The organism is Croceicoccus estronivorus, from assembly GCF_001625325.1.
Taxonomy (GTDB): Bacteria; Pseudomonadota; Alphaproteobacteria; order Sphingomonadales; family Sphingomonadaceae; genus Caenibius; species Caenibius estronivorus.
The window spans coordinates 249,939-265,573 of record NZ_JRQQ01000006.1; the positions used below are offsets into that span (position 1 = coordinate 249,939).

The 15,635-nt window shown below is 63.5% G+C and carries 16 protein-coding genes; 5 read left to right on the plus strand and 11 right to left on the minus strand.

Annotated features, from left to right (window positions below; translation table 11 throughout):
* Positions 1–67: 67 nt before the first annotated feature.
* Positions 68–2,110: a S9 family peptidase gene (locus tag MB02_RS10980; RefSeq protein WP_067537050.1), complete on the plus strand. Its 2,043-nt coding sequence runs from the start codon at positions 68–70 to the stop codon at positions 2,108–2,110.
* 245 nt (positions 2,111–2,355) lie between these two features.
* Here MB02_RS10980 and MB02_RS10985 read toward each other — a convergent pair whose 3' ends face one another.
* The 4 genes from MB02_RS10985 to MB02_RS11000 all read right to left on the minus strand — a co-directional run bounded on the left by MB02_RS10985 (position 2,356) and on the right by MB02_RS11000 (position 5,474).
* Positions 2,356–2,925, minus strand: coding sequence for a fasciclin domain-containing protein (locus MB02_RS10985; protein ID WP_067537053.1), 570 nt, complete (start codon positions 2,923–2,925; stop codon positions 2,356–2,358).
* A 251-nt stretch (positions 2,926–3,176) separates the two neighbouring features.
* Positions 3,177–4,019 (minus strand): MipA/OmpV family protein, encoded by an 843-nt coding sequence (locus MB02_RS10990; RefSeq protein ID WP_067537057.1) that lies wholly within the window; start codon positions 4,017–4,019, stop codon positions 3,177–3,179.
* Between the two features lie 14 nt (positions 4,020–4,033).
* On the minus strand, positions 4,034–4,852 hold the full coding sequence (locus MB02_RS10995) for a universal stress protein (RefSeq protein ID WP_067537060.1): 819 nt from the start codon (positions 4,850–4,852) through the stop codon (positions 4,034–4,036).
* Positions 4,853–4,874: 22 nt separating this feature from the next.
* Positions 4,875–5,474, minus strand: coding sequence for a DUF2585 domain-containing protein (locus MB02_RS11000; RefSeq protein ID WP_067537063.1), 600 nt, complete (start codon positions 5,472–5,474; stop codon positions 4,875–4,877).
* A 76-nt stretch (positions 5,475–5,550) separates the two neighbouring features.
* Here MB02_RS11000 and crtY point away from each other — a divergent pair, with 76 nt between their 5' ends.
* Genes crtY through MB02_RS11015 form a run of 3 tightly spaced genes read left to right on the plus strand, consistent with a single transcriptional unit; the run spans position 5,551 to position 8,833 of the window.
* Positions 5,551–6,738, plus strand: a complete 1,188-nt coding sequence (crtY, locus tag MB02_RS11005; protein WP_067537066.1) for a lycopene beta-cyclase CrtY — start codon at positions 5,551–5,553, stop codon at positions 6,736–6,738.
* Positions 6,735–8,243, plus strand: coding sequence for a phytoene desaturase (locus MB02_RS11010; protein WP_067537071.1), 1,509 nt, complete (start codon positions 6,735–6,737; stop codon positions 8,241–8,243). The genes crtY and MB02_RS11010 overlap by 4 nt, the downstream gene beginning before the upstream one ends.
* Before the next feature lie 8 nt (positions 8,244–8,251).
* Positions 8,252–8,833 carry an LOG family protein gene (locus MB02_RS11015; RefSeq protein ID WP_067537362.1) on the plus strand — a complete coding sequence of 194 codons (582 nt, stop codon included), beginning with the start codon at positions 8,252–8,254 and terminating at the stop codon, positions 8,831–8,833.
* Between the two features lie 7 nt (positions 8,834–8,840).
* On the opposite strand, the gene MB02_RS11020 is transcribed toward MB02_RS11015, so the two are convergent.
* Positions 8,841–10,313 (minus strand): glycerol-3-phosphate dehydrogenase, encoded by a 1,473-nt coding sequence (locus MB02_RS11020; protein WP_067537074.1) that lies wholly within the window; start codon positions 10,311–10,313, stop codon positions 8,841–8,843.
* The gene (locus MB02_RS11025; RefSeq protein ID WP_067537080.1) at positions 10,313–11,563 is read right to left on the minus strand and encodes a multidrug effflux MFS transporter; all 1,251 of its coding nucleotides are present in this window, start codon (positions 11,561–11,563) and stop codon (positions 10,313–10,315) included. Before MB02_RS11025 ends, MB02_RS11020 begins: the two co-directional genes overlap by 1 nt.
* Before the next feature lie 98 nt (positions 11,564–11,661).
* On the opposite strand from MB02_RS11025, the gene dinB reads away from it, so the two are divergent.
* Positions 11,662–12,783, plus strand: coding sequence for a DNA polymerase IV (gene dinB / locus MB02_RS11030; RefSeq protein ID WP_067537083.1), 1,122 nt, complete (start codon positions 11,662–11,664; stop codon positions 12,781–12,783).
* On the opposite strand, the gene MB02_RS11035 is transcribed toward dinB, so the two are convergent.
* The 5 genes from MB02_RS11035 to MB02_RS17990 form a co-directional block, all read right to left on the minus strand.
* Positions 12,780–13,262 (minus strand): NUDIX domain-containing protein, encoded by a 483-nt coding sequence (locus MB02_RS11035; RefSeq protein ID WP_067537086.1) that lies wholly within the window; start codon positions 13,260–13,262, stop codon positions 12,780–12,782. The genes dinB and MB02_RS11035 overlap by 4 nt on opposite strands.
* Positions 13,250–13,870 carry a 6-phosphogluconolactonase gene (locus tag MB02_RS11040; protein WP_067537087.1) on the minus strand — a complete coding sequence of 207 codons (621 nt, stop codon included), beginning with the start codon at positions 13,868–13,870 and terminating at the stop codon, positions 13,250–13,252. Before MB02_RS11040 ends, MB02_RS11035 begins: the two co-directional genes overlap by 13 nt.
* Before the next feature lie 75 nt (positions 13,871–13,945).
* Positions 13,946–14,407 carry a Dps family protein gene (locus MB02_RS11045; RefSeq protein WP_067537090.1) on the minus strand — a complete coding sequence of 154 codons (462 nt, stop codon included), beginning with the start codon at positions 14,405–14,407 and terminating at the stop codon, positions 13,946–13,948.
* Positions 14,408–14,494: 87 nt separating this feature from the next.
* Positions 14,495–15,058: a hypothetical protein gene (locus MB02_RS11050; RefSeq protein ID WP_067537092.1), complete on the minus strand. Its 564-nt coding sequence runs from the start codon at positions 15,056–15,058 to the stop codon at positions 14,495–14,497.
* 281 nt (positions 15,059–15,339) lie between these two features.
* Positions 15,340–15,609: a hypothetical protein gene (locus tag MB02_RS17990; RefSeq protein WP_235829490.1), complete on the minus strand. Its 270-nt coding sequence runs from the start codon at positions 15,607–15,609 to the stop codon at positions 15,340–15,342.
* Positions 15,610–15,635 lie beyond the last annotated feature (26 nt).

Consider the following 15,635-nt stretch of genomic DNA (forward strand, 5'->3'; position numbering starts at 1 on the left):
CCGGGCCGTTGCCGCGCCATGCCGCGCCGTTATGGTAATGGCGAGAGGAACCAGCCGAAAGATTGCTATGTCCCGTCCGCTTGCCCTGATCCCCACCGCTGCCCTGGCCCTGATTGCACTGTCCGGCACGGCCATGGCCCGGCCGATGACGACGGAGGACGTCGCCCGGCTGGAGCGTGTGGGGCGGATCGCGGTGGCGCCCGACGGATCGCGCATCGCCTATACCCGCGCGCGGCTGCCCGATGTCACGCGCGGGGAAGCGAATGCGCGGACGCAGGACCAGCTCGAACTGGCATGGGGACCGGAACAAGAGCGCGAATATCTGCCCGCCGACATGGATGTGGCCGCGGTGCGGTTCTCTCCCGACGGGCGGACAATCGGCTTCATCTGGGCCGCGAAGGGAGAGAAAGACGCGGTCTGGGGCATTCCGGTCGACGGCGGCGGCCACCGCAAGCTGGCCGAAGTGGAAGGTGCCGCAGTGATCGACTACGCCTGGGCACCCGATGGCGAAACGATCTACCTGCTGGCCGCCCCCGCCAGGGACACCCGGCGCGATAGCGAGGACAAGGCCGGGTTCAACGCCACCGTCTACGAGGAAGAGTGGGGCTACAACCGCCTGTTCGCCGCGAAGGCAGGCAAGAGTGCGGACAAGGCCCCGCGCCAGATTCCCGTGTCGGGTCAGGTCACTGCCCTGCAAGTGACGCCGGATGGGCGGCAGGCCGTGGTGCTGACCGCCCCGACACCCAGCGTCGACGACAGCTATACCCGCCAGCGGGCGGCGCTGATCGACCTCGCGACCGGGCAGGCCGTTCGCACGATCGAGACGCCCGGCAAGATCGCCGATCCGGAGCTGTCGCCCGATGGAAAGCGTCTGGCCCTGCTCGCCGCCGTGGACGAACACGACCCGTCACCGACCACGCTGCATATCGTCGATCTGGCGACCGGGGCGCAGCGCGCGCTCAACGCGGGGGCATCCGAAGCCGCAATCGACGCGGAATGGCTGCCTGACGGGAGGCTGGCCGCCGTGATCCACATCGGCGCGCAAAGCCGCCTGCGGATCTATGCCGCCGATGGAGAGACTTTCACCGAAGTCGACCCCGGTTCGTTGATCCTGACCGGACTGGATGCGGCTGGCGGAATGGTCGCGGCCAGAGCCAACAGCCCCACCCATCCCGACGAACTCTTCGTGCTGGCCGACGGTACGTTCCGCCGCTGGACCTCCCACAATCCATGGCTGGGCGAAATCGACTTCGGTGCCCAGCGCACCGTGACCTTTACCGCGCGTGACGGGCAGGCCATCGAAGGCGTACTGATCGAACCGGCCAGCGGCGTCCCGTCAGGCGGCGCGCCCACCATTCTCGATGTCCATGGCGGCCCGGAATCGCACGAATCCAATGGCTGGGTCACCGGCTATGGCGCGCCGGGGCAAGTCGCCGCAGGCAGAGGCTATGCCGTGTTCCTGCCCAATTACCGGGGCTCCACCGCCTATGGCACAGCCTTTTCCAAGCAGCATCAGGGCGATTATGCAGGGAAGGAATTCGACGATCTCGTCGATGCCAAGCGCGCCCTGGTAACGCTGGGCGTGGCCGATACCGACCGGGTCGGCATGACGGGCGGCTCTTACGGCGGGTTCGCCACTGCCTGGGCTTCCACGGCACAGAGCGAGGAATTTGCCGCAGGCGTGATGTTCGTCGGCATTTCCGACCTCATCAGCAAGTTCGGCACTACCGACATCCCGCAGGAAATGCGGCTCGTCCACGAACTCAAGTATCCATGGGAGGAATGGCAGCACCTGCTGGAACGCAGCCCGATCTATCATGTCGACAAGGCCCGCACCCCGTTGCTGATCCTGCACGGCGGTTCCGACCCCCGCGTCAGCCCGACGCAGAGCATGGAACTGTACCGCAACATCAAGGTGCGCCAGCCGGACACTCCTGTGCGGCTGGTGTTCTATCCCGGCGAAGGACATGGCAACCGCATGGCCGCGGCGCGCTATGACTATAACCTGCGGATGATCGAGTGGTTCGACACCTATCTCAAGCCCGGCAAACGCACCGCCCCCAAACCGCCCCAGCGCCCCACACTGCCGAAGGAAGCGCTGGCCAAGTGAGGCCGGCACGGTGGATGGATGTCGAGAGTGCGGTGGGGGGTGCTACGACATTACCGCCACCGGGCTGTCAAATCGTGAATCCCGAAAGCTGTCGAACGTTCACCTGACGTCCGCTTTCTGACATTGTCGCTGAATCAGTGCCTTTCCCGACACGACAACGATCTGGTCTGCAACTATGCGCCACACCGCACTGCGCCGGACATGCAGGCGCAGTGCGGAAGGGGCGCTTATACCGTGGGCTTTTGTCAGTCTGGCATCGAAACGGTGTCGGTAACGTGGATTACACCATTCGACTGAATGAGATCGGCTTGGGTGACAGTTGCCATTCCGCCCTTGCTATCCACCAGCACGACGTTGCCTCCGTCGAGCCGAGCGGTCAGGTCGCTGCCTTCCACTGTCGTGAGCGTGGCGGCTCCACCGTTGTCGTTGATCAAGCCAATGAGCTCGCTTGCCGTAACCATACCAGGAACGACATGATAGGTGAGTATTTTTGTAAGCGTGTCGCGGTTTTCCGCTTTGAGGAGTGTTTCCACGGTCCCCTCAGGTAGCTTGGCGAAAGCGCTGTTTGTCGGCGCAAAGACGGTGAAGGGTCCTTGCCCCGCGAGCGTATCCGCAAGCCCGGCTGCCTTGACCGCAGCAACGAGTGTCGAGTGGTCTGCCGAGGCAGCAGCAGCGTCAAGGATTGTGCCGGAATGATGATGTGTGTCGGCATGACTCTGCATATGGCCGCCAGCCACAGCGGGAACGGCAGTGAACATCGTCGTGGAAAAGGCTCCCGCGGCGACAATTGCGACAAGCTTGGACAGTCTATGCATCGGGTCATTCTCCTTGGTGCAATTATTCTTGGTTGCACTGGTAGGTACGTGTCCGATGCAAGATTGGATCATCCTGCCTGCAGCATTTTTTCCGAATCACTTTAATTGCTTTGGCGACACGAGAGCCGCAGGCAGGCAGAATGAACCAATGGCGGCCCACTTTGGGCCCCACGAAGATATTCCAACCACTCAGGAGACTCTGGCGGAATCTCGATAGCGGTCAGCGGCCCGGGTCGGGTTCTCCTCGCGGCCTAGAACGTGTAGCCTAGGCCGATCGCGCCAAACAGCTGGTCGGCATCGCCCCGCACCGATGTGAAAGGCGTATCCTTCGCATCGCCCAGCATTCGGGAATATCCGGCCCCGAACACCAGCGCCAGGCCACCGTCCAGCAGATTGCCGTTCAGGTCGATCCCGCCGATCAATGTCACGCCTGCCTTCGTGAATCCCTTCCCGGCATCGAAGGCCGGCAATCCGCTGGCCACGCTCTGCGCCGGTGTGACGGAATAATAATAGTCCGCGAATTTCCCGTCGGCATATTCGGTGTTGAAACTGAGCGCGACCGCCACACCGCGATTGAGCGGCGTGAAATAGGTCAGCGACGGCGCGATCACCATGCCCTTGTGCGCCCCGGCCACGTCCCAGCGCACGTCCGCGCCGAACGACAGGCTGTCGTATTCGTGGAAGACCTTTGAAACGCTGATCCCGACATGCGGCCCCACTTCGACCGCATGGTCGAGCTTGCCCAGCGAACGGACCACAGGGTCCTCGATCTGGCGGGCGCGGTTGGAACGCATGCGGACGGAAGGGCCCAGATCGAAACCGATCCCCGAGTCCGGATCGGGCAGGAAATCGAGCGAGAAACCGCCGGGCTGCGGGGCAATCCCGATCCCGCCCAGATTCCCCTGCACCACCGGCATCACATAGGCGACGTAATCGTCCGACCCGTCATAGGACGGGCCGTAGCCGACCCCGGCGCCAATGCTCAGCCAGTCACCATCATAGACTGAAGATTCACTGTCAGCCTCCTGACCCATGGCAGGTGCGGCAAGAGCCACGAATGCGGTCGCGGCAGCGGCAGTGAATCCTTTCCTCATATCCCGTTGCCGCCTCAATGTGCCAGCAACAGCGGAAGCGGCGTGCCGATCAGCATGTCGCGTGACACACCGCCCAGCAGGCTTTCCTGCCAGCGCGACTGGCCATAGGCACCCATGGCGAGAAACGCCGCCTTGCGGTCGGTCGCCGCCGTGCGCAGCACTTCCGCCACGGAACGGCCATCGGCAGGGACTTCCACGATCTCGCTCGACACGCCGTGGCGAGAAAGGAACGTCGATGCCTGCAGCGGGGGCAGGTCATAACGGTCCGCCTCCTGCACAGCGACCAGCGTGACCGATTTCGCGCGCTGGAGCAGCGGCAGTGCGGCACGCACCGCCTGGCACGCTTCGGGCGAACCGTTCCACGCGATGATCGCCGGGCCTTCGCAATCGAAACCGCTCGCACCTTCCGGCACCACCAGCACCGGCGCCCGCGCATGGACCGCGACTTGCGCGGCAACCGGCGGCGTGCCCAGCCGGGCGGCCCAGTCGGCGGGCGGCGCGCTGACGACGACAAGATCGGCCAGCCAGCTATGGCTCGTCAGCAGGCGGGCGGTCGATCCGGCATGGGAATGCCAGTCCCAGCTCAGCCCTTCGACTTTCAACCGTTCTTCCATCCGGGTGCGGTCATCCTGTTCCGCCTTGCGCATCCGTTCGAAGGAATCGCCGATAAAGGCCCCGCCGCCGAATGGATCGACCGGCAGGTAGGCATCGACCGGAGTCGACGTCTGCACGCAGGTGAGATGGCCTTCGAAAGCGCGAACGACATCGACCGCGACCTGATAACGAGCTTCCTGTTCACCATCGAGACCGATATGTACGACAACAGATTTCATGCTCTATCCTCCATCTCCGGGATCATCCCATAGCCTGCCACTGTCTGACCGATTCCAGCGGCCATAGTAACATCAACACGTTAAGTGTTAAGTTGTCCCTGATCAGAATCAAAGTCAGCCCTTCCAGAACCAGTGCCAGCAGCACGCTGGCCCGGACGGGCAAACGGCCCGCCAGCAGGAAGCCCACGATCATCCAGCCGATGTCCGACATCGAATTGACAATGCTGTCCCCGGCATAGCCCCAGCTTACCGTGACTTCGCGATAGCGGTCGATGATGAATGGCGTGTTTTCAAAGATTTCCCACGCCCCTTCGACAGCCACCGCCACCGGCAAGGCATAACGGGCAAGCGGACGCCGCAGCAATTTCAGGCGAATCCACAGGAACCAGGCCACAAAATAGAACAGCAACCCGTGGATCAGGTGGCTCGGGCTGTACCAGTCGGTGATGTGCTGGCTGTTTTCCGCCGACTGCACCACGCCATGCCACAATTTGACCGTGCCGCAGGCGCAGATCGGCGGCCTCCCCATGGCGAACAGGATCGCCAGCACCAGCAGAAGCAGGGCGATTGTCGCCACCAGGGCACGGGCATGAGGGCGCAAGGGAGCACGCAAGGTTCGCATATCGGACCTTGTTGCCGTTCCGTTAAGGACAGGCAAGCGTTGCGCATGCGGGTGCATCCGCTAAACCCTTGGCCCGATGACGGGTCGCAACTTCGATATCGCCATTGCTGGTGGCGGGCTTTCCGGCGGGCTGATCGCAGCCGCGCTGGCCCGGTATCGGCCCGAATTGCGCATCGTGCTGGTCGAGGCGGGTGAAACGCTGGGCGGCAACGGCTGCTGGACGTGGTTCGCCAGCGACCTTTCCCCTGTGGGAGCAGACCTGCTCCATCCTTTCCGCAAGACGGAATGGGCCAGCGGCTACGACGTCCGCTTCCCCGGATTCACCCGCACGCTGACCACGCCTTGCAGTTCGCTGTCGTCCGATGAATTCGACGCGGCCCTGCGTCGTCAGTTGCCCGACGAATCGATCCGTACACAGCGCACTGTCGCCGCACTGGATGCCTCGGGCCTGACACTGGCCGACGGGGAACGGATCGGGGCCCGGGCCGTGATCGATTGCCGGGGCTTTACCCCCTCACCCCATCTGAAAGGCGGCTGGAAAGTCTCCCTGGGCCGCCACTTGCGGACGAAGCAGCCGCACGGCATCGCCCGGCCGATCGTCATGGATGCGACTGTCGAACAGCACGGCGGATGCCGCTTCGCCCATGTCCAGCCGCTCGGCGCGCATGACCTGCTGGTGACCGATACTTGTTATGGCGACAGTCCCGAGCTTGACCGCAGCGCACTGTCACGCCGGATCGACGCCTATTGCACGGCACATGGCTGGCATGGCGAGATTCTCGGCAGGCAGACGGACGTCACGCCGATCATCACGGGCGGGAATTTCACCGCCCATCAATCTGCCCAGAGGATAGAGGATGTCGCCATTGCCGGTGTCCGCGGCGGGTTCGCCCATCCGTTGACCGGCAACAGCCTGCCGCAAGCGGTCGAAACCGCATTGCTGATCGCATCGGACGCGGACCTGCCCGGATCGCAGCTTGCCGCACTGCTGGAGGCACGGGCCCGGCTGCATTGGGGCAGGACCCGCTTTTACCGCAGGCTCGGCCGCCTGCTGTTCGGGCATACCCCGCCTGACCAGAGATGGCGCGTATTCGCTCGGTTCTACAACCTTCCGCAAGGGCTGGTGGAACGTTTCCATGCCGCCCGCTCGACACGTATGGACCGTATCCGTATCCTGTGCGGCAAGCCGCCGGCGCAAACGATGCGGGCCATGGCGGCATTGACCGGCGGCGGCGGGCCGCTGGCAGAAAGGGTAGCGGCATGAACCCCGGTCAGGGGAAGTATCACGGCAAGCACGCCTGCGTGATCGGTGCCGGCTTTGGCGGCCTTGCACTGGCCATCCGATTGCAGGCGGCAGGCGTTGCCACCACGATTGTCGAAGCGCGCGACAAGCCGGGGGGCTGTGCCTATTTCTGGCAGAAAGACGGGTTTACGTTCGATGCCGGTCCAACCGTCCTGACGGCACCCGCATGCCTGGAAGAATTGTGGGAACTGACCGATCACGACATGGCCGACGATGTCGAGCTGATGCGTGTGTCCCCTTTCTACCGGCTCAACTGGCCGGACGGCACCAATTTCGACTATTCCGACGATCAGGCCGCCTTGCATCGGCAAATCGCGCGACTCGCCCCGGCGGACCTCCCCGGCTTCGAGGAATTCCAGCACTATTCGACGCAGCTCTATCGCGAAGGATACCAGCGGCTGGGCAGTGCCGCATTCCCGAGTTTCGCCAGCATGGTGAAGGCCGCCCCCGGCCTTGCGCGTTATCAGGTCTGGCGCTCCGTCTATTCCATGGCCGGCAAGTTCGTGCAGTCGGAGAAGCTGCGCGAGGCGTTGAGCTTCCAGAGCCTGCTCACGGGCGGCAACCCGATGACGGCCAGCGCGGTTTACGCTCTGGTTCACAAGCTGGAACAGGAAACCGGGATCTGGTGGCCGCGCGGGGGCACCAACCGGCTGGTGGCCGCGATGGCCCGCCAGTTCGAACGCCTCGGCGGCACGATCCGCCTGCACGACCCGGTGGTAAAGGTCGAAACACTCGGCAACCGCGCCACTGGCGTCAGAACGCAGAGCGGCTGGCACGAACGGTTCGATGCCGTCGCCAGCAACGCCGACATCATCCATTCCTATCGCGACCTGCTGGGCGACGCACCACGCGGCAAGGCCCATGCCCGGTCGCTGGCCCGCAAACGCTTTTCACCCGGTCTGTTCGCCGTTCATTTCGGAATCGAGGGGACCTGGCCCGGCATTCCCCACCATACGGTCCTGTTCGGGCCACGGTACAAGGGGCTGCTGGACGACATCTACGATTATGGCGTGCTGCCCCGCGATTTCGCGATCTATCTGCATCATCCGACCGTCACCGATCCGTCCGTCGCGCCACCGGGCAAGAGCACGTTCTGCGCACTGGTGCCCGTTGCCCATATGGGCAAACTGACAGTCGATTGGGAACAGATTGCTCCGGTGCTGGAAAAACGCGTGCTCGACGAAGTCGGCCGTCGGCTGATTCCCGATATCCATGACCGGGTCGTGACCAGTTTCCATTACAGTCCGCGTGACTTCGCACTCGACCTTAACGCCCATCTGGGCAGCGCATTCAGTCTCGAACCCATTCTGACGCAAAGCGCCTGGTTCCGCGCTCACAATCGCGACGACACGATCGGCAACTTCTATCTGGTGGGCGCGGGCACGCATCCCGGCGCGGGGATTCCTGCCGTCGCCGGCAGTGCGAAAGCGACCGCTGCGTTGATGCTGGAGGATTTCACCCAATGATCTGCCCGATCGGGAAGCTTGCGGTCTTCTGCGGTTCTGCAACGCCGGAAGACCCACGGTACATGACACTCGCCCGCGATGTCGGGGGCGAACTGGCCCGGCGCGGAATCGGTGTCGTCTATGGCGGTGGCAAGCTGGGCCTGATGGGGGCCCTGGCGGAAGGGGCACTGGCAGAAGGCGGCGAAGTGATCGGCGTCATTCCCGAAGCGATGGTCAATCGCGAAGTGGCCAATCAGAACTGCACGGAGCTGCGCGTGGTTTCCACCATGCATCAGCGCAAGGCGCAGTTCACCGAACTGGCCGACGGGTTCCTCACTCTGCCCGGTGGGGTCGGTACGATGGACGAACTGTGGGAAGCGATCAGCTGGGCGCAGCTCGGCTATCATTCCAAGCCGGTCGGATTGCTCAACGCCTTCGATTTCTACAACGGACTGCTCGCTTTCACCCGCCATATGGTCGACACCGGTTTCATCCGCCCCGTGCATGAGCGGATACTGATCGCCGAACATGAACTCGACCTGCTGCTGGAACGGATGGAAGCCTACGAGCCGCACCAGCCGATTTTCCGGATGAAGCCCGGAGAACTCTAGGCGCGGCTCATGCCCGCATGAAGGCCGCAAGCGCCGCCTGTTCAGCAGCGGTCATATGCAGGCCCAGCTTGCTGCGCCGCCAGAGCACATCGTCCGCCGTCCGCGCCCATTCCTGCTGTCGCAGATAATCGACTTCCGCCTCGCTCAGCCCTGCGCCGAAATTCCGCCCGAGGTCGTCATACCCGCGCGCCTGGCCAAGCCAGCACGCGGCCCGCGTGCCATATGCCCGCGCGATACGCGTAGCCTGTGCATCGTCGAGGAAGGCATAGTCGGCCTGAAGCGTCTCGATCAGGTCATCCTGGGCATCGGCGGGAAAATCGCCGCCCGGCAGTGATGCATGGGCTGTCCACGGCTTCCCGGACAATTGCGGCAACCTGCCTGCCAGCCGGTCCACCGCCGCTTCCGACAAGTGGCGATAGGACGTTATCTTGCCGCCATAGACGCCCAGCAATGGCGCACCTTCCTCCGGATCGGACAGCGGAACACGGTAACCGCGCGTGGCCGCTTCCGGGCGACCCGAACCATCATCGACCAGCGCCCGTACCCCGGCATAAGTCCACACCACATCGGCATCGGTAACGGGCCTGCGGAAATAACGGCTCACCGCCGCGCACAGATAAGCGACTTCATCCTGCGCCGCGGCCACATCCACCAGCGAGCCGGTGTGATCCCGGTCTGTCGTCCCGATCAGAGTGAAATCCCGTTCATAGGGAATGGCGAAACAGATCCGCGTATCGGGCAACTGGAAGATATAGGCGAAAGGGTGATCGAACAGCTTGCGGGTCACGATGTGCGATCCGCGTACCCGGCGAATGCCGTAGCGCGGCGGCCGCCCCGTCAGCCGTGCGACATCGTCCGCCCCCGGCCCACCGGCATTGACCAGCGCCCGGCCACGGAAAGTGCCAGCCGCCGTCTCCACTGCCCATATGTCGCCTTCCCGCCGTGCGGCAGTGACAGGTGTCCGCGTACGAACATCGGCCCCGCGTTCGGCTGCGTCCATCGCATTCAGAACCACCAGCCGCGCATCGTCCACCCAGCCGTCCGAATATTCGAACCCACGGCTCAGTGCGGGATCGAGCGCGGCACCCGCCGGATGCCGGGCCAGACGGATCGCCCTGGCCCCTTCCCATTGCCGCCGCCCGCCGAGATGATCGTAAAGCCAAAGCCCCGCGCGCAGCATCCAGCGCGGGCGGAGCCCCGGCGTATGGGGCAGGACGAAACGCATCGGCCGCACCAGATGCGGTGCGATCCGCCACAAGGTTTCCCGTTCCTGCAACGCTTCGCGCACCAGCGCGAATTCCCGGTATTCAAGATAACGCAAGCCGCCATGGACCAGCTTGGTCGAAGCACTGGACGTACCGCTGGCAAGATCGCGCGCTTCCAGCAGCAGGACCTTGCCGCCACGTCCGGCAGCATCACGAGCGATCCCCGCGCCGTTGACCCCGCCGCCAATTACGATGAGGTCATACAACGTATCCATCAGCAGACCCGCTGCGTCCCCGGCGGAATAAGGCGGCGGAACAGCTTGCCCCGTTCGCTGTAAAGGACCAGCAGCAGAGCCGAAACGCTGCATGCCAGCAGAGCGAAGGCGAACGGTTTGGCCGTCCCGTCATAGGATTGCCCGATCGCCATGCCGACCAGCGAAGCCCCGAACATGCGAACGAAGGCATGCATCGAAGCCGCAGCCCCGGCGATTTCCCCGAACGGCTGCAACGCGATCGAACTGAAGTTCGCACCCAGAAAACCGAGCAGGCCCAGATTGAGCGCAAGCAGGGGCATGAACCACGCCAGGCTGTCGCTGCGGTAAAACGCCGCCCAGACCTGCGCCAGGCTGACCACGATGAATACCAGGGCACCGCTGTGCGATACCCGCCGCGCGCCGAACCGTTCGACGATGCGCGAATTGACGATATTGGTCACGGCCATGGTCGACGCCACCGCCCCGAAAATCACCGGGAACATCGCCCCGACGGCGAAGTGTTCGCCCAGCAATTGTTGCGCGGAATTGATGTAGCCGAACACCGCCCCCATCAGCAGCGGCGCGCCGAGCACATAACCGATCGATTCCCGTCGCGAGAGAGACTTCAGCATGTTGCGCACGATGACCGGAACATTGACCTTCTGCCTGTGCGCCGGATCGAGGGATTCGGGCAGACGGGTCCAGACCCAGACCATCACCAACGCGGCGAGCACTGCCGACAGATCGAAGATTGTCCGCCATCCCGCGAACAGCAGAACGACCTGCCCGATGCTGGGCGCAATCACCGGCACGATGATGAACACTGCGGCAATCATGGAAAGCAACCGCGCCATCCTGTCGCCGTCATAGCGGTCACGCACGATCGCGCTGGGCACGACGGTCAGGCCGGCACAGGCCAGCCCCTGCAATCCGCGCAACACGACCATCACGGCGAAATTGTCGATCAGGGCCAGAATCAGTGACAGCACCGTGTAAGCAGCCAGCGCGAAAATCAGCATTGGCCGCCTGCCGAAACGATCGGCGAAAGCACCCGGAACAAGACATCCGATTCCGCTGCCGATCAGGTAGAGGCTGACTATAAGTTGTCGCTCATTCCCCTCAGCCGCGCCGAGATCGCGCGCCATATCGTCCAGCGCGGGCAGCATGGCATCGATCGCGAACGCGTGGAGCGACATGGCCAGCGCCACCATCGGCACCAGTTCCCGTTCGCTGATCGTCGTCCTTTTTGTGGGGCCGAAATGGAATCTCATCGGCTTGCCATGCCCGTTCGCGCCAGCGAGGGGAAGCGAAAATACCGGACCGTTTCCGACACTTCCCCCGGCGCGCGACTACGCCTAGGTTGCGTGTCATGGCGACTTCCGCATCCTTGCCGCAGGACGTCGAGCCCGCAAGCCAGGGGCTGCGCAAGATCATCCATATCGACATGGACGCCTTCTACGCCAGCGTGGAACAGCGTGACGATCCCGCACTGAGAGGCCGCCCGGTGGCCGTCGGCGGCATGGGCCCACGCGGTGTCGTGGCCACCGCCAGTTACGAGGCGCGAAAGTTCGGCGTGCGTTCCGCGATGCCCTCCGCCCGAGCCAGACGGCAGTGCCCGGACCTGGTCTTTGTCAGGCCCCGCTTCGACATCTACCGGGCAGTATCGCAGCGCATACGCGCGATCTTCCTCGACTATAGCCCGCTGGTGGAACCGCTCAGCCTCGACGAGGCCTATCTCGACGTCACGTCGGATCTCAGAGGCATCGGTTCAGCCACCCGTATCGCACAACTGATCCGCCGCCGCATACGCGAAGAGCTCCACCTCACGGCCAGCGCCGGTGTGTCCTACAACAAGTTTCTCGCCAAGATTGCCAGCGACCAGAACAAGCCGGACGGGCTCTGCGTGATCCGCCCGGGTGAAGGGATGGCGTTTGTAGCGGATCTGCCCGTGCGCCGATTCCACGGCGTCGGCCCTCGCGGGGCGGAAAAGATGGCGAAGCTGGGCATCGAAACCGGGGCCGATCTGGCGGCGAAGGACATTGCCTTCCTGAAACAGCATTTCGGCAGCTTTGCAGATTACCTCTATCGCGCGGCGCGCGGGATCGACCTGCGCCCGGTACAACCCGATCGACCGCGCAAATCCGTGGGCGGAGAACGCACTTTCGCTCACGACATTTCCACCGGGTCCGCATTGCGTGAAACGCTGGACACCATTGCCGACATCGTATGGGAACGGATCGAACGGACCGAAGCCCGTGGACGAACAGTGACTCTGAAACTGCGTTACACCGATTTTTCCCTCGTCACCCGTGCCCGCTCGGTCACCCATGCCGTCGCGGACAAGGAGGAATTCCGTGCGCTTGGCCAGGCCCTGCTGGAAGAAATGCTGCCATTGCCGCAGCCGATCCGATTGATGGGGCTGACGCTTTCATCGCTGGAAGGGGGGCAGCAGGAACGGGAAAAGGATACCGTGCAGCTTTCGCTGCTCTAGGCCGCAAACTCGTCAGCGGCCTGGAAAATCAGGTCCAGCCTCTCATCCACAATGCGGCTGCGCCTGACCGGCAAGGCATCGCGCGCGAAAAAGCCGATCTCGGCAATTTCCCGCCCATCGGCCACCGGATCGCCCACGACCACTCCGGTATAGAGATGGACCGTGTTGCGGGCGCCGTGCAGGTCATGATCCACCACGGCCACGGCGCGCAGGCTGGCCAGCAAGCAGCCGATCTCTTCCGTCCATTCCCGCTGCGCCGCCAGTGCGGGGTCCTCGCCTCGATGCAGCGCCCCGCCAGGAAGCGACCATATCCCCGAGCCATAACTGTGTCTGACCAGCAGCACGCGCCCCGCCTCGTCCGTGCCGACGACACAGCATCCCGTAAGATCGGGCCGGGCCAGACGCCACCAGCGCTTGCGCAATTCGTGCGCCAGCCGGAGCGCTGCCCGGTGAAGCGGGGCCGGGATCAGGTGAAGCATGTAACCGGTTGCCTTGCGGCATGCAGCAACCGCGCCACCGGCAGATCGTTTTCCCCGGCCGCGGCGGCATCGAAGATGGCGCGCTTGTCCTCACCACGGATCACGAACAATATTTCGTCACTGTCCAGCAAGGCCGGAATGGTCAGGCTGATCCGGTCGAACGGCGCTTCGGGTGGCAAGGGGTCTGGCGTCAGCCGCCGGACAGGCAAGGGATCGTCCACCTTCGGAGCGGTGTTGGGGAAAAGCGAGGCGATATGCCCGTCTGCCCCCATCCCCAACCAGGCCAGCGCGAAGTGAGGCGGACGGGATTCGGCACTCAAGGGCATGACATGCGCGCCCGCAGGTTCCAGCAGATCACGAATCTTGCCCGTGTTGCTCGCCGGATGGGCTTCCGGCACGATGCGATCGTCGCCCGGCCAGACTGACAAGCGCTGCCAATCGAGCGGCATTTCCACCAGTCGTCGCAGGATCGGGAAAGGAGTCGATCCGCCCGGAACGCTGATCGCCACGCAACCGCTCGCCCGATCCAGCGCCACGGTCAGCCGGTCATGCAACCAGGCCGCAATCGCTTCGTCGTCAGCGCCTTCGACAAATGCCGGATTGCTCATCCATGCCCCTCTGGCAGACCGGCCGCCGCGGCAAAGTGCCACAGCGGCCGGCTGTTATTGAAATTCGCGAGGAATTTACTTCAGCGTCTGGCTAAGAAACCACACCCGCTGTTCGGCCTGATCGGTCCAGTCATCAACGGAACCTTCCGTCACCGTGTCACCCGCATCGCCGGCAAGGGTCTTGAGGTTCTTGAGCCGCGCGACCAGCGCCACGTTATCGTCGCGCAATTCGGCAACCATCGCATCGGCCGAAAGGGTCGTATCGTTCTGATCCTTTACCGCGGTGCGCGCCGCGATCGAACCGATCGAGGTCAACGTGTCCGCATCGTTCTTGCGCACACGCTCCGCAATGAGATCAACGACACTGAAGAGTTCGGTCGCATGCTCGTCAAACAGCAAGTGTAGGTCGTGAAACCGTGGACCAGCCACGTGCCAGTGAAAATTCTTGGTCTTCAGATAGAGGGCGAGATAATCGGCCAGAGTACCGTTCATCTCATCTACCAGAGCCTTTTTTGCATTGTCGCCCGCCTGGGCCATAATCAATCTCCTTTCACGATTTGATTATACACCTGAATCTCACAGAGTTTTAGCGGAATACCTCGCTATCGTGATCGAATGAATCGATCAACCGATGATGCCTCGCGCTGACAAGCCGATCACGACACCTGCCACGAGGAGTAACCCGGCAACCGCATAACGCAATGGCCTGAGCGGCAAGGCCCTGTCCAGTTCCGGCCCCATCGCCCAGCCCATCGTAAGCATCGCGCCGCTGCCAATCGCTCCGCCCACTCCCGCAAAAATAGGGTCGCCGGTCACGACGGCAATGGCAAGGATAAGCAAGCGTGCCCCGTCTCCAATCTGCAGGGAACAGAGGACGATCAGAATCGCCGGAGCCGAACGCGTCGGCTCTTCCGCCTTGCGCAGGCGCCAGGGCCACGCGAGTTCGATCCCACCGAGCAACAGGGCAAACGCCACCAGCATATGCTTGGCCGCAGGCGGGAGGATCAGCGCAACACCGGCACCCGCCGCCGCGGCAAGCCCCCCCGTCACGATGGCTGACAGCCACGCAACCGTCAGCAACGAACGCCCGGCCGACAACCGACCGGACAGATGGGACACAAGCCTCTGGTCCCGCCCCCCGAAGGACGCGAGCGCTGCAGTCAGCAAGGCAAGGAAAAAGGCAGGCACGGCCGATCAGTCCCCATTCCGGCGACATGGCCAGATACGGGGCGATCATAGGCCCTGCGGAGAGGGCGTCCAGTGGGTGAAGGGATATGGAGCGGGTGAAGGGCGAGCGGGCGGCGATGCGCTCGAAGCAGTCCGCCGTATTCGAGAAGAGCGCCCGATGGAGCTGACCGAGAATACGGTCCTGGGCCACTAGAACCGCTTCATTGCCCGAAGCATCGCCAGCTTGCAGTCGCAACGACAGTTCTTTCTCTCCATTATGTCGTTTCCTCCAGATATGCCGATCAAGCGCTGGCGTTCACCAGCCAGGCCTTGGCACCCATGCGAACACCGTTGTCGTCACGGTTGCGCTCGAACAGCTCGACAAGATCCCGCTGAATGGCATTGCGCACCTCGGCGCCGCTCGGCCGAACGAGATCGCCAATGTGCATCCCGTCGAGCACGAAGCGCGCGGCGCTCTCGGGATCGTTGCCGGGTCCGCCGATGCGCTGGTCGCCGGTCCAGGCATCGAACTTGATGTCGGAAAAACCTGCGCTTTGGAGAAGGTCGACCATATAGTCCTGTTCGCCCCCAGCGCGAA

Coding starts and splice junctions, on each gene's coding strand:
- MB02_RS11025 (WP_067537080.1), bottom strand. CDS start 11,563: ATGAGATTCCATTTCGGCCCCACAAAAAGGACGACGATCAGCGAACGG.
- crtY (WP_067537066.1), top strand. CDS start 5,551: ATGACGGGTCGCAACTTCGATATCGCCATTGCTGGTGGCGGGCTTTCC.
- MB02_RS10980 (WP_067537050.1), top strand. CDS start 68: ATGTCCCGTCCGCTTGCCCTGATCCCCACCGCTGCCCTGGCCCTGATT.
- MB02_RS17990 (WP_235829490.1), bottom strand. CDS start 15,609: ATGGTCGACCTTCTCCAAAGCGCAGGTTTTTCCGACATCAAGTTCGAT.
- MB02_RS11000 (WP_067537063.1), bottom strand. CDS start 5,474: ATGCGAACCTTGCGTGCTCCCTTGCGCCCTCATGCCCGTGCCCTGGTG.
- MB02_RS11020 (WP_067537074.1), bottom strand. CDS start 10,313: ATGGATACGTTGTATGACCTCATCGTAATTGGCGGCGGGGTCAACGGC.
- MB02_RS10985 (WP_067537053.1), bottom strand. CDS start 2,925: ATGCATAGACTGTCCAAGCTTGTCGCAATTGTCGCCGCGGGAGCCTTT.
- MB02_RS11040 (WP_067537087.1), bottom strand. CDS start 13,870: ATGAGCAATCCGGCATTTGTCGAAGGCGCTGACGACGAAGCGATTGCG.
- MB02_RS11045 (WP_067537090.1), bottom strand. CDS start 14,407: ATGGCCCAGGCGGGCGACAATGCAAAAAAGGCTCTGGTAGATGAGATG.
- MB02_RS10990 (WP_067537057.1), bottom strand. CDS start 4,019: ATGAGGAAAGGATTCACTGCCGCTGCCGCGACCGCATTCGTGGCTCTT.
- dinB (WP_067537083.1), top strand. CDS start 11,662: ATGGCGACTTCCGCATCCTTGCCGCAGGACGTCGAGCCCGCAAGCCAG.
- MB02_RS11010 (WP_067537071.1), top strand. CDS start 6,735: ATGAACCCCGGTCAGGGGAAGTATCACGGCAAGCACGCCTGCGTGATC.
- MB02_RS10995 (WP_067537060.1), bottom strand. CDS start 4,852: ATGAAATCTGTTGTCGTACATATCGGTCTCGATGGTGAACAGGAAGCT.
- MB02_RS11035 (WP_067537086.1), bottom strand. CDS start 13,262: ATGCTTCACCTGATCCCGGCCCCGCTTCACCGGGCAGCGCTCCGGCTG.